Below are 12,979 nucleotides of genomic sequence, written 5' to 3'. Positions count from 1 at the left end.
GAGTGAGGTGGCCCCCTGAGTGAGTACGGTCGTCCCATGGAGCTGGAGCAAGTCGGCGGGATCCGCGCAGTCCTCATCGACATCGACGGAGTGCTGACCGTGTCCTGGGATCCGCTCCCCGGCGCCGTCGCGGCCATGGAGCGGCTGCGCGCGGCGGGGCTCCCGCTCGCCCTGGTCACCAACACGACCTCGCGCACCCGCGCCTCGATCGCCGCACGCCTCGCGGAGGCGGGGTTCCCCGTCACGGCCGACGACATCCTCACGGCCCCCGCCGTCACCGCGGCCCACCTGCGCGAGCACCACCCGGGCGCACGCTGCCTGCTGCTCAACGCCGGTGACATCAGGGCCGACCTGACGGGAGTGACGCTGGTCGACGAGCCCGAGGCTGATTCAGATCAGGAAGTGGACGTCGTCGTACTCGGCGGCGCGGGCGAAGAGTTCAGTTACGCGGCCCTCAACCGCGTCTTCCGTCACCTGCAACGGGGAGCCGCCCTCGTCGCGATGCACCGCAACCTCTACTGGCGCACCGCCGACGGTCTCGACCTCGACACCGGCGCCTTCCTCCTCGGTCTCGAACGGGCCGCCCGGGTAGAGGCGACCATCACCGGCAAACCGTCCGAGGCCTTCTTCACCGCCGCGCTCGCCCACCTGGGCGCCGAGCCGTCCGCAACGCTCATGATCGGCGACGACATCGAGTCCGACGTGCTCGCCGCCCAGCGCGGCGGCATCACCGGCGTACTCGTCAAGACCGGCAAGTACCTTCCGGAGACCCACCGTTCGGCCTCCGGAACACCGGACCACGTGCTCGACTCCTTCGCCGCACTCCCCCACCTCATCGACCACTTGGCCTCGAACGCCAACTGATCCATACCGCACCGCACCGCGAAAGGACCCACCCATGCCGTCCGGAACCGTTCCGCCGCCGTACATCGACGCCGAGACGATGTCCCGGCTCGTCCCCATGCCCACGGCGATCGAGGCGGTGGAAGCCGTCCTGAAGACAGATCTGGACCCGGAAGCGGAACCGCCCCGAGGCGTGGTCGACATCCCCGGCGGGCAACTCCTCCTGATGCCGTCGGCCACCACCGCGTACACGGGCGTGAAGATCGCCACGGTCACCCCTTCCAACGCAGGCCGCGACCTGCCCCGTATCCAGGGCATGTACGCACTCCTGGACGGCGTGACGCACACGCCGCGCGCCCTCATGGACGGCATCGCCCTGACGTCCCTGCGGACGCCCGCCGTATCGGGCGCCGCGATCAAGTACTTGGCGGTGCCCGAAGCGCGCCGCCTGCTCGTCTTCGGGACGGGCCCGCAGGCCTGGGGGCACGTGGAGGCGGTCCGGGCGGTGCGGCCCACCCTGGAGCATGTCGACGTGGTCGCACGGACCCCGGAGCGGGTGGCGGCCTTCGTCGAACGCTGCCGCACCGCGGGCCTCTCGGCGGCGCCCGCCACCGCGGCGGACGTCGCGTCGGCCGACGTGATCTGCTGCTGCACGACGGCACGCACCCCCCTCTTCGACAGCACCCTGCTGGCGGACCACGCGACGGTGGCGGCGGTGGGCTCACACGAACCGGACGCCCGCGAGGTCGACGAGGCCCTCCTGTCCCGCGGTTCGGTGGTGGCGGAGTCCCGCGGCGTGGCCCTGAGGGAGTGCGGGGACATCATCCTGGCGATCGAGGCGGGCACCTTCGACGTGACCCGGCTGCGGACATTGGCCGAACTCGTACGCGGCGAGACGACAATCCCCGGCGACCGGCCCCGGCTGTTCAAATCGGCGGGGATGGCTTGGGAGGATCTTGGGGTGGCGGTGAGCGTGTACGAGGGGTGGGCCGCCCTCGGTTCGACCGCCGGTTAGGGCGCGGCCGCGCGAGCGGCCCGCGCCATCTCACACCACCCGCACCGCATGCCGCACCACCGCATCGAACAAATACCCCTGCGCATTGTGCACCGTCGTCTCCGGCTGGGTGCGGCCCGTGGTGTCCGTCGCGCGGGCCAGGAGAGTGGTCGGGCCGGGGGTTTTGGGATGCCAGGTTGTGGTCCAGCGGGTCCAACTGGACGTTTGGGGCTTGTCGTTGAGGCGGGCGGGGTGCCAAGTGGTGCCCTCGTCCGTGCTGATGTCGACCCGGGTGATGGCGCCGGACGCCGACCAGGAGCGGCCGGTGAGGTGGTGGGTTCTGGCGGCCGGGAGGCTTGCGTTCCACGGGAGTTCGAAGGCGGACTTGAGGGTCTGGAGGGTCAGCGGGGTGCTGCCCTCATCCGGGTACGCCTCGCCGAACAGGCGGTAGAAGTCCGTGTTCCAGGGTGAGTAGAGCGGGGTTGTGGAGACCTCGATGTCGCCCAGCCATTTGATCGAGGCGATGCCCACCCAGGAGGGGGCGAGAATCCGGACCGGGTAGCCGTGGTCCGGCGGTAGTGGGGCGTCGTTCATCTCGTAGGCCAGGATCACGTCGTCCATTGCCTTGGACAGGGGCAGGGGGCGGCGGACTCTGCCCAGGTTCGTGCCGTCGTCCGTGACGTAGTCGGCGTCCAGGCCTCGCGGCAGCACGTCCACGGCGCGGCGGGACACTCCGGCCAGGCGCAGGACTTCGGAGAGGCGTGCGCCGCGCCAGTGGGCGTTGCCGATCGCGCCCAGGGTCCAGGGGGTGCCGGAGACGGGGGTGCCCTGTTGCGTGGCGAAGAAGCTGCGGGCGTTGCCCGCGCATTCGACGAAGGCCGTGCGCGACACCGAAGGGAGGCCCTTGAGGTCGGAGAGGGTGAACTCCCTCGGGCCGCCTCGTAGTCCGTCGCCCCAGATCTTCAGCTTCCACGTCTTCGCGTCGAGCCGCGGGGTCGAGGTGTGGTTGCGTACGAAGAAGTGGGAGGCCGGAGTGCGATGGCCGGTCTCTGACAGTGACTCGAACTTTGTCTCCGCGTTGGTGCCCCGGATCGTGAAGCGGTCCGACGGGAGTGGTTTCACGATGCCGGGTACGGAGCTCCGGGTGCCTGCCGTCGCCTCCGCGCGCGGGGCGGCCAGTGCCAGCGCCGATGCCCCGCCCGCCGCCGCGAGCAGCCGCAGCATGTCCCTGCGCGCCACCCCGGCCGCTCGGGCCTCCCCCGCGAGCCACTGGGCCCTGCGACGTCCGTCGTACGCCTCTTCGGACACCCCTTTGGAGATCATGGGCGTCATCGTACGAGCCGCCCCTCGGACAACTCACCGACGAAACACGCCAGTTACGGGGTTGTCGTAGACACCACGTACACCATCGGGTGGTCCGGGTTGGCGCGGTTCACCACGACGTCCAGCGTCGGGATCGGGTCCTTCTGTTCGTGGGTGAGGCCGTACCAGGGGCCCGGGTCCGTGAACTCCCAGCCGACGACCTTGCGGTCGCGCTTGCTGATCGTGATGTCGTTCTTCTCCAGGTCGGCGGTGCTCGAGCCGATCTGCTTGAGGAACTTGTCCAGGCCCTTGTTGCTCGTCAGGAACTGGGCGTACATGCGGCTGGTGCGCCAGTTGTTCGTCTCGTAGTACGCGACTTCCCTGGAGTACGGCGGGATCGGCACGTCGTACAGGCGGCGCTGCACCTTGGAGGGCCAGCCCGCCGTGAGGCCCGTCGCGGAGTACTTGGCCTCCTTGTCGCGCCCGCTGTTGCGGCTCTGGTTGGCGGAGATCACCAGATAGCCGGCGGGTACGCCGATGAGCAGGACGATGATCGTCGCCGTCAGCCAGCGGCGGCGGATCATGTGGCGGCGGTCCTCAGGGGGACGCTTGCCCTCGTCCGGGGAGTCCGGGGAATCCGATGAGTCCGGAGAGTCCGGGGACGAGGGCTGGCGGGGCACGGTCATCTGCTTACTGGGTTCCCTGAGAGGTGCGGTTGTTGGAGCGGCGCGCTTCGGCGTACCGCTCATAGCGTTCGTAGCGCTCCACACGGCGGCGGTTGGCGCGGCGGAAGCGGCGGGCGACCAGACGGGCCAGGTCGGCGGCGCCCACCATGCCCGCCTCGGGGCCGAGCTGGGCGCGGGCGATGCGGGCCTCGGGGCGGTAGCCGCGCCCGGTGAGGTGGCGGCGGAAGGCGTCGCGGGCCGGGCCGATGAGGAGGTCGTCGGCGGCGCTGACACCGCCGCCGATGACGAAGCAGGAGGGGTCGAGGGCCGCGGCGAGGTTCGCGATGCCCACGCCGAGCCACTGGCCGATGTCCTGGAGCAGCTCGACGCACATCGCGTCGCCCTCGCGGGCCAGCTCGGTGATCAGCGGGCCCGAGATGTCGGGGATGTTGCCCTTGACCCGTTCGATCAGGCCGTACGCCACCGGGGAGTCGGCCGCGGCGAGCTCCCGGGCCTCCCTGACCAGCGCGTTCCCGGAGCTGTACTGCTCCCAGCAGCCGCGGTTGCCACAGGGGCAGCGGTGGCCGCCGGGGACGACCTGCATATGGCCGAATTCGCCGGCCACGCCGAACTTGCCGCGCTTGACCTGGCCGTCCTCCAGGATCGCGCCACCGATGCCGGTGCCCAGCGTGATCATGACGAGGTGGTCCTCGCCGCGGCCCGCTCCGAAGCGCCACTCGGCCCACGCGGCCGTGTTCGCGTCGTTGTCCACCATGACGGGCACGGCGAGGCGGCCCGAGATGCGGTCGCGGAGGGGTTCGTTGCGCCAGGACAGGTGCGGGGCGAACAGGACGCGGTTGCGGTCCGCGTCCACCCAGCCGGCCGCGCCGATGCCGACCGCGTGCACGTCGTGCCGGTCGGAGAGGTCGAGGACCAGCTCGACGATGGTGTCCTCGACGACCTTGGGGCTCTTGGACTTGTCCGGGGTCTCCGTGCGGAGCGTCTCCAGGATGTTGCCGTCGGCGTCGACGACGCCCGCCATCACCTTCGTGCCGCCGATGTCGATGCCGACGGTGGGCACGCGGGGCGCCGTCAGATGCGATCGGCGCTCACGCGTGCCCACGGTCCGCAGGACGGTGGCTCGTGCGGAGCCGCGGTGCGCGAGGTCGCGGTAGGTGCTCATTGCTTGGATTCTGCCTCACGCTCGCGGGGGCGCGCACAACAGACCCGGGGGCGCCCCTTTAGGGGCGCGGGGAACTGCGCGACCAGCCCAAGAAGAGCCGCAGACGCGTCTGCTCGGTACTCGGCAGACGCGTCTGCGGCTTTTTCGTGGCTGAGCGCGCAGTTCCCCGCGCCCCTGACGGGGCGCTTGTCCTCAGCGTCCCTCTAGCTCGTGACGCAGGTCATCCAGCTCCGAGCCGCCCGCCATCTGGCGGGTCAACTCGTCCAGGGTGACCTCGTCCCTCGCGTAGCTGCCGAACATCGCGCCGCGCTTCAGGAGGATGAAGCGGTTGCCGACCAGGTACGCGTGGTGCGGGTTGTGGGTGATCAAGACCACGCCGAGGCCCGCGTCCCGCGCGGCGGCGACGTACTTCAGGACGACGCCCGACTGCTTGACGCCGAGCGCCGCCGTCGGTTCGTCAAGGACCAGGACCTTCGCGCCGAAGTAGACGGCGCGCGCGATCGCCACGCACTGGCGCTCGCCGCCCGAGAGGGTGCCGATGGGCTGGTCGACGTCGCGCAGGTCGATGCCCATGCGGAGCAGCTCCGCGCGGGTCGTCTCGCGCATGAAGTCGACGTCCATGCGGCGGAAGGGGCCCGCGCCCTTCGTCGGCTCCGAGCCGAGGAAGAAGTTCCGCCAGACCGGCATGAGGGGGACCACGGCGAGGTCCTGGTAGACCGTGGCGATGCCGCGGTCCAGGGCCTCGCGGGGCGAGGACAGCTTCGCGTCCTCGCCCTCGATGCGGAAGTCGCCCGCGTCGTGCTGGTGCAGGCCCGCGATGATCTTGATGAGGGTGGACTTGCCCGCGCCGTTGTCGCCCAGGACGCAGGAGATCTCGCCCGCGTGGACCTCCAGGGAGACGCCTTCGAGGGCGCGGATGTTGCCGTAGTACTTGCTGACGTCGTCGAGCTCGACGAGCGGGGTGCGCTCCGCCGTGGGAACCGCGTCGGTTGCTTCCGTCATTTCGTCGCCTCCGCGCGCTTGCGGACCCAGTGGTTGAGCAGGGTCGCCAGGAGCAGCATCACTCCGAGGAAGAACTTGAACCAGTCGGGGTTCCACTCGGCGAACACGATGCCCTTGCTGACCATGCCGAAGATCAGCGCGCCGACCGCCGCGCCGACCGCGGAGCCATAGCCGCCGGTGATCAGACAGCCGCCGATGACGGCCGCGATGATGTAGATCAGTTCGTTGCCGACGCCCTCGCCGGACTGCACGACGTCGTACGAGAAGAGCAGGTGCTGGCCCGAGATCCAGGCGCCGAAGGCGACGCCCATGTAGAGGCCGATTTTGGTCGCCGCGACGGGGACGCCCACCGCGCGGGCCGCGTCCTCGCCGCCGCCCACCGCGAAGATCCAGTTGCCGACGCGGGTGCGGAGCAGGATCCAGGTGGCGACCGCGATCAGGGCCAGCCACCAGACGATCGTGATCTTGAAATCTACGCCGCCGATGGTGATCGTCGAGGCGAAGACGTCCTTGGCGGAGGAGAAGCCCTCCATGTCGGCGATCGACTTCGTGGAGACCGTGCCGCTGATCAGCTTGGTGAAGCCGAGGTTCATGCCGGTCAGCATCAGGAACGTACCGAGCGTGATGATGAAGCTCGGCGGGTCGGTGCGGGTCAGCATGACGCCGTTGAAGACGCCGACCGCGAGGGTGGCCAGGAGGGAGACCACCACGCCCACCCAGACGTTCGCCGTCATCTGGTAGCTGAACATCGAGGAGATCAGCGCGGACGTCGTCACCATGACGCCCGCCGACAGGTCGAACTCGCCGCCGATCATGAGCAGCGCCACCGGCACCGCCATGATGCCGATCGTCGAGGCGGCGTACGTGACCGTGGCGAGGCTGTTGGCCTGCAGGAAGCTGTCCGCGACGATCGCGAAGAAGAGGAAGACCGCGATGGCGCCGACGACCGAGCCGAGCTCGGGGCGGCCCATCAGCTTCTTCAGCGGCGAGGTCTTCAGGAGGCGCTCGTCCGTCTTGGTGTCCGGGGACGGGGCGGGCGCGGGTGCTGTCGCTGTCATCGGGTCCCTCGCTTCGCGTAGTCCTCCAGCTCGGCGGCCTGGTCCTTGGTGATGATCTGCGGTCCGGTCAGGACCGGCTTGCCGCCGCCGAGGACGTCGGCGTTGTACTTGTAGAGCCACAGCAGGTCGACGGCCTCGTAGCCCTGGAGGTAGGGCTGCTGGTCGACGGCGAAGCCGAGGGTGCCGGACTTGAGGCCGGCGGCGACCTTCTCGTTCAGGTCGAAGGTGTCGATCTCCGCCTTGCTGCCCGCGCCGTCCTTGGCCTTCACCGCGGCGTCCGCGAAGGGCGCGCCGAGCGTGACGACCGCGTCGATGTCCTTGTCGGACTGCAGCCTGGCCTCGATGGACGACTGCACGTCGGGCATGTTCGTGCCCGTCACGTACAGGTTCTGCAGCTTGCCGTCGAAGGTCTTCTCCGCGCCGTCGCAGCGCTGCTCGTGGCCCACGTTGCCCTGCTCGTGCAGGATGCAGAGCGCCTTCTTCTTGCCGCGCTTGTTGAGCTCCTCGCCGACGGCCTCGCCCGCGATCGTCTCGTCCTGGCCGATGTGCGTGAGCGCGCCGAACTCCTTGGACTCCGCGGAGCCGGAGTTCACGGTGATCACCGGGATGCCGGCCTTCTTGGCGCGGGCCAGCGGGCCCTTCATCGCGTCGGGCTTGGCCAGCGACACGATGATGCCGTCGACCTTCTTGTCCACGTAGGAGTCCACGAGCTGAGCCTGCTGCTGGGCCTCGTCGTCATGGGCGTACAGGAACTTGATGTTGTCCTTGACGGCCGCCTGCTCGGCGCCGTTCTGCACGATGTCCCAGAACGTGTCGCCGTCGCCCGAGTGGGTCACCATCCCGAAGGTCCAGCGCGGCGTGTTCACCGCCGCCTTCCCCTGTGCCGCTGCCGCCTTGCGGGCGTCTTCCGCGCGCTTGCCACCGGTGCTGCTGCACCCCGCAAGGGATACCCCGAGCACCGCGACCAGCACGGCGCCCACCGCACGTACCCCTGTCTGAACCCTTGCCACGACGCCGTGCCCTTCTTGCTCTGCTCCTCGGTGAGGCCGGTCCGGATCCCCGGCCCCAGCCGCCCAAGTATCGACCACGCGGATCACGCATGTACTCATCGGGTACCGCGGGCGGTGTACTTCTCCAGCTGCGGCACGTCCTTCTCGGTGACGATCGCGGGTCCGGTGAGGACGGGCTTGCCGCCGCCGATGACGTTCGCGTTGGTCTTGTAGAGCCACAGTTCGTCGATGGCGAGGTAGCCCTGGAGGTAGGGCTGCTGGTCGACGGCGAAGCCGACCTCCTTGGCCTTGAGGCGCTTGACCACCTCGGCGTTCAGGTCGAAGGTGGCGACCTCCGCCTCGCTGTCGGCGTCCTCCTTGGCCTTCACCGAGAGCGCGGCGATGGGCGCGCCGAGCGTGACCACCGCGTCGATGTCCTTGGTGGCCTGCAGCTTCGCGCTGATGGACGACTGGGCGTTGGGCGCATTGGTGCCTTCGACGTTGAGGTTCTCGACCGAACCCTTGAAGGTCTTCTTGACGCCCGCGCAGCGCTGCTCCAGCGAGACGTTGCCCTGTTCGTGGATGACGCAGAGCACCTTCTTCTTGCCGCCCTTGGTCAGCTCGTCGCCGACGGCCTCGCCCGCCACGGACTCGTCCTGCCCGATGTGGCCGAGCGCGCCGAAGTCGGCGGAGAACTCGCCGCCGGAGTTGATCGTGACGACGGGTATCCCGGCGGCTTCGGCCTTGCCGAGGACCGTCTTCATCGCCTCGGGCTTGGCCAGGGTCACGACGATGCCGTCGACCTTCTTGTCGATCGCCGACTGGACCAGCTCGGCCTGGCCCTTGGCCTCTTTGTCGTTGGAGTAGAGGAACTCGACGTTGTCCTTGCCGGCCGCCTGCTTGGCGCCGCTCTGGACGATGTCCCAGAAGGTGTCGCCCTCCCCGGAGTGCGTCACCATCGCGATCTTGAGGCGGGGCGTGTTCACGCCCTTGCCGCCGCCTCCGCCGTCGCCCGACTTGTCCTCGTCGTCCTTGCCGCCGGAGCTGCTGCATCCGGCCGCGAGGGCGATCACCGTGATGCAGGCCGCGACACCTGTCGCCGTACGGGATGTGCGCATGGTGGGACCACCTCTTCTCCCGGCCGCCTCGATGCGGCTGGGGGGAGTTCTAGCGGTGGGTGCGCGGCAGCGTCAATGGATTTGTCAGAACATTCTTACGACGGTGATGTGAGCGGGCGCTACGGCCGTACGAGGAGCTGGAACTCGAAGGAGTAGCGCGAGGCCCGGTAGATGTGCGAGCCGAACTCGACCGCGCGGCCCGTGTCGTCGAAGGTCGTGCGCTCCATGGTGAGCAGCGGGGCACCCGCGGGCTCGCCGAGCCGCTCGCCCTCCTCCGCGGTGGCGGCGCGGGCGCCGACGGACTGCCGCGCACTGTGCAGGGTGATGCCGGCGGCCCGCATCAGGCGGTACAGGCCGGTGGCCTCGAGCCGGTCGGTGTCGAGCGCGAGCAGCCCTGCCGGGAGGTGATTGCGCAGGTAAGCCATGGGCTCCCCATGGGCGAGCCGGAGCCGCTCGACCAGGTGCACCTCGTCGCCCTCCGCGATGCCGAGGGCGGCCGCGACCCCGGCGGACGCGGGCTCGACGGTGTTGAGCAGGACGCGGGTCTCGGGCCGCTGACCGGCCGCTTCCAGGTCGTCGTAGAGGCTGCTGAGCTCCAGCGGACGCTTGACCTGACTGTGCACGACCTGGGTGCCGACGCCTCTGCGCCGCACGAGCAGCCCCTTGTCGACGAGCGACTGGATGGCCTGGCGGACGGTCGGCCGGGACAGACCGAGGCGTCCGGCGAGTTCTATCTCGTTGCCGAGCAGGCTGCCCGGGGTGAGGGCGCCGCGCTCGATCGCCGCTTCCAGCTGCTGGGACAGCTGGAAGTACAGCGGGACCGGGCTGCTGCGGTCGACGCCGAGCTGCAGGGAGACCGTCGGGTCCACGGCTGGTTTGGCGGCAGATTTGGGCACGGGCCGAGCGTAGCCCCAGGAAATGATGACGGGAAGTTCTGAAGTTCTGTTGTCCGGACAAACCCGGCGCGGACAACGGCTCGGCCCTGGCCCGTGCAATGCACCGCGGGCGGCGTCACGGCACCCGTGCGACACCGACCCATCCGGCCCGGATGGTCAGCGAGCCCGGCATGGCCGAGTCCGGCTTCCACTTCGGCCACGGGACGAACCCGGGATCGACGAGATCAAGGCCGTCGAAGAGGGAGACCGTCTGCTCCGGGCTGCGCAGGATGTAGGGGATCGCGCCGGAGTTGTTGTACTCGTCCTGCACGCTGCGGTGCAGTTCGTCGTCGGCGTCGGAGTGCGTCAGTGAGGCGTAGCTGCCCGAAGGAAGGCCCGACACCAGACCGCGCACCAACGTCAGAACGTCCTCCCACGGGGAGATGTGGCCTAATACGTCGTTGATCACGAGGCCGATGGGCTGGGACATGTCCAGCGTTTTCGCGGCGCCTTGAAGGATCGTGTCGGTGTCACGCATGTCCGCAAGGACATAGTCCGTGGCGCCTTCAGGTGAGCTCCTGAGCAGCGTGTCGACGTGCATCAGGACGATCGGGTCGTGATCCACATAGACCACCCGGCTGTCCGGCGCGACGCGTTGGGCGATCTCATGGGTGTTGTTGGCCGTGGGCAGCCCGGCACCCACGTCGAGGAACTGCTTGACACCTTGCTGCGCCATCCAGGTCACCGAGCGACGCAGTACGTCACGGGACTCCCGGGCCATCGGGACGATCAGCGGGAACTTCTCCTTGTAGGCATCACCGGCCATCTGGTCGGACGCGTAGTGATCCTTGCCGCCAAGCCAGTAGTTCCAGACGCGCGCGCTGTGCGGCAGGGACGTGTCTATCTTGTGGATGTCTGCGGGTTCGCTGCTCATGACAGTGCTTCTCTCAATAGATCAGGCCATGGATCGGGCCATGGATCGGGCAATAGATCAGGCAATGGACCAGGCGCTTCGGCCGAACAACACTGCTGTACACCGTAGTTCGGAGTCCCGATCATGTCGCCGACATCGGAGCAGATGACGGCTCGGGGAAAGCGGAACCCCATTTCCGCAGACCCTTTGTCCGGACAAAGGATTGACAGGACCTCTGCGCCTGGCGAGGGTGGGTCCATGCGCATCGGACTCATCGGAACGGGCCGTATCGGCACATTTCACTCCGCGGCTCTGCGGCGGCACCCGGACGTGGCGGCACTGGTCGTCGCCGACGTGGACGCCGGGCGCGCGGCCGACCTCGCGTCCCGCATCGGGGCGACGGCCGCCGCGTCGGTGGACGAGCTCTTCACCGGAGGCGTGGACGCGGTGGTGATCACCGCGGCGACCTCCGCGCACGCCGAGCTGATCGGCAGGGCGGCCCGTGCCCGGCTCCCCGTCTTCTGCGAGAAGCCCATCGCCCTCGACCTGGCGGGCACGCTCTCCGCGCTGCGGGAGGTCGAGTCCGCGGGGACGGTGCTCCAACTGGGCTTCCAGCGGCGCTTCGACGCGGGGTACCGGGCGGCGCGCGATGCCGTGCGCGCGGGGCGGCTCGGGCGGCTGCACACCGTCCGCGCGATCACCGCCGACCCGGCGCCGCCGCCGGCCGCGTATCTGCCGCTGTCCGGCGGGCTCTACCGGGACTGTCTGGTCCACGACTTCGACATGCTGCGCTGGGTGACGGGCCGTGAGGTGACGGAGGTGTACGCGACCGGGTCCGACGCAGGGCCCGCGATGTTCCGCGAGGCGGACGACGTCGACACGGCCGCGGCGGTCCTCACCCTCGACGACGGCACGCTCGCCACGGCCACCGCGACGCGGTGCAACGGCGCGGGCTACGACGTACGCATGGAACTGGCGGGCGAGGACGACCAGATCGTCGTCGGCTTCGACGACCGCACTCCCCTGTCGTCGGTGGAACCGTCCGGACCGCCGCCGCCCGAGAAGCCCTGGCCTGGGTTCCTCGAGCGGTTCGCGCCCGCGTACGAGGCGGAGCTCGCCGCGTTCGTCGAGGTCGTACGGGGCGAGCGGGCGAACCCGTGCGACGGCCGCGAGGCGCTGGCCGCGTTGCGGATCGCGGAGGCGTGCGAGATGTCCCGGCGGGAGGGGCAGGTGGTACGGATGGCGGAGATCGCAGGGGATAATCCCAGCCCGTCGAGGGGGCCCCTCCCTGCTCCTTAAGAGCTTGGGGGAGTTTGGGGACGAACTCGGCGGAGCCGGTGATCGACGGTGCTCACGGCCTCGGGGCTACTCAACCCCGTCCAACAACCCCGCATCATGCGCCAACAGCGCAACCTGCACACGGTTGTTGAGGTCCAGCTTCGTCAGGATCCGGGAGACATGGGCCTTCACCGTGGCCACGCTCAGGAACAGCTCCGCCGCGATCTCCGCGTTGGACGCCCCTCGCCCCACCGCGACCGCCACCTCCCGCTCCCGCTCGCCAAGGAGCGCAAGCCGCCCCAACGCCCGTTCCCTGCGCCCCTGTTGAGGGTCGTCCCCGGTCACCCGAGTGATCAACTGCTGGGTCACCGAGGGCGAGAGCACCGGCTCCCCCGCCGCCACCGCACGCACCGCCGCGACGATCTCGGCGGGCGCGGTGTCCTTCAGGACGAACCCCGCGGCGCCCGCCCGCAGGGCCCGCAGCACCTGCTCGTCCGCGTGGAAGGTGGTCAGGACGATCACCTCGGGGGCGTCGGGGCGTTTCCGCAACGCCTCCGTCGCCGCGAGGCCGTCCATCGTGGGCATGCGGATGTCCATCAGGACGACGTCGGGGCGCCGTTCGGCGACGAGTCCCGCGACCTCCGTGCCGTCGCCCGCCTCACCGACGATCTCGATGTCGTCCGCGCCGCCGAGCATGAACGACAGGCCCGCACGGACCAGTGGGTCGTCGTCGACGAGCAGCAGCTTGATGGGGTTCAT

13 protein-coding genes are annotated in these 12,979 nt (G+C 69.5%); 3 read left to right on the top strand and 10 right to left on the bottom strand.

What is annotated here, in order from left to right:
- The first annotated feature begins 36 nt into the window (after nt 1-36).
- Both OG453_RS31140 and OG453_RS31135 read left to right on the top strand, forming a co-directional pair.
- Nucleotides 37-864: an HAD-IIA family hydrolase gene (locus OG453_RS31140; protein WP_266871901.1), complete on the top strand. Its 828-nt coding sequence runs from the start codon at nt 37-39 to the stop codon at nt 862-864.
- A gap of 34 nt (nt 865-898) precedes the next feature.
- The gene (locus tag OG453_RS31135) at nt 899-1,858 is read left to right on the top strand and encodes an ornithine cyclodeaminase family protein (RefSeq protein WP_266871900.1); all 960 of its coding nucleotides are present in this window, start codon (nt 899-901) and stop codon (nt 1,856-1,858) included.
- Nucleotides 1,859-1,888: 30 nt separating this feature from the next.
- On the opposite strand, the gene OG453_RS31130 is transcribed toward OG453_RS31135, so the two are convergent.
- From OG453_RS31130 to OG453_RS31090, 9 genes are all read right to left on the bottom strand, one after another.
- A complete protein-coding gene (locus tag OG453_RS31130; RefSeq protein WP_266871899.1) occupies nt 1,889-3,169 on the bottom strand; it encodes a sulfite oxidase in 1,281 nt (426 codons plus the stop codon).
- Nucleotides 3,170-3,213: 44 nt separating this feature from the next.
- Nucleotides 3,214-3,825, bottom strand: a complete 612-nt coding sequence (locus OG453_RS31125) for a sugar kinase (protein WP_266871898.1) — start codon at nt 3,823-3,825, stop codon at nt 3,214-3,216.
- A 4-nt stretch (nt 3,826-3,829) separates the two neighbouring features.
- Complete coding sequence (locus tag OG453_RS31120; protein ID WP_266871897.1) at nt 3,830-4,987, bottom strand: ROK family glucokinase; 1,158 nt, start codon at nt 4,985-4,987, stop codon at nt 3,830-3,832.
- A 192-nt stretch (nt 4,988-5,179) separates the two neighbouring features.
- Complete coding sequence (locus tag OG453_RS31115) at nt 5,180-5,989, bottom strand: ATP-binding cassette domain-containing protein (RefSeq protein WP_266871896.1); 810 nt, start codon at nt 5,987-5,989, stop codon at nt 5,180-5,182.
- Nucleotides 5,986-7,047, bottom strand: coding sequence for an ABC transporter permease (locus OG453_RS31110; RefSeq protein ID WP_266871895.1), 1,062 nt, complete (start codon nt 7,045-7,047; stop codon nt 5,986-5,988). Before OG453_RS31110 ends, OG453_RS31115 begins: the two co-directional genes overlap by 4 nt.
- On the bottom strand, nt 7,044-8,057 hold the full coding sequence (locus tag OG453_RS31105; RefSeq protein ID WP_266871894.1) for a sugar ABC transporter substrate-binding protein: 1,014 nt from the start codon (nt 8,055-8,057) through the stop codon (nt 7,044-7,046). The genes OG453_RS31110 and OG453_RS31105 overlap by 4 nt, the downstream gene beginning before the upstream one ends.
- 95 nt (nt 8,058-8,152) lie before the next feature.
- Nucleotides 8,153-9,154 carry a sugar ABC transporter substrate-binding protein gene (locus OG453_RS31100; protein ID WP_266871893.1) on the bottom strand — a complete coding sequence of 334 codons (1,002 nt, stop codon included), beginning with the start codon at nt 9,152-9,154 and terminating at the stop codon, nt 8,153-8,155.
- Between the two features lie 119 nt (nt 9,155-9,273).
- Nucleotides 9,274-10,023, bottom strand: a complete 750-nt coding sequence (locus OG453_RS31095) for a GntR family transcriptional regulator (RefSeq protein ID WP_266873186.1) — start codon at nt 10,021-10,023, stop codon at nt 9,274-9,276.
- 142 nt (nt 10,024-10,165) lie between these two features.
- Nucleotides 10,166-10,963: an SAM-dependent methyltransferase gene (locus tag OG453_RS31090; RefSeq protein WP_266871892.1), complete on the bottom strand. Its 798-nt coding sequence runs from the start codon at nt 10,961-10,963 to the stop codon at nt 10,166-10,168.
- Nucleotides 10,964-11,200: 237 nt separating this feature from the next.
- On the opposite strand from OG453_RS31090, the gene OG453_RS31085 reads away from it, so the two are divergent.
- The gene (locus tag OG453_RS31085; protein ID WP_266871891.1) at nt 11,201-12,241 is read left to right on the top strand and encodes a Gfo/Idh/MocA family oxidoreductase; all 1,041 of its coding nucleotides are present in this window, start codon (nt 11,201-11,203) and stop codon (nt 12,239-12,241) included.
- Between the two features lie 66 nt (nt 12,242-12,307).
- Here OG453_RS31085 and OG453_RS31080 read toward each other — a convergent pair whose 3' ends face one another.
- On the bottom strand, nt 12,308-12,979 hold the full coding sequence (locus OG453_RS31080; protein WP_266871890.1) for a response regulator transcription factor: 672 nt from the start codon (nt 12,977-12,979) through the stop codon (nt 12,308-12,310).

The organism is Streptomyces sp. NBC_01381 (assembly GCF_026340305.1).
Lineage (GTDB): Bacteria > Actinomycetota > Actinomycetes > Streptomycetales > Streptomycetaceae > Streptomyces.
This window is presented reverse-complemented; position numbering and strand designations above follow the sequence as displayed.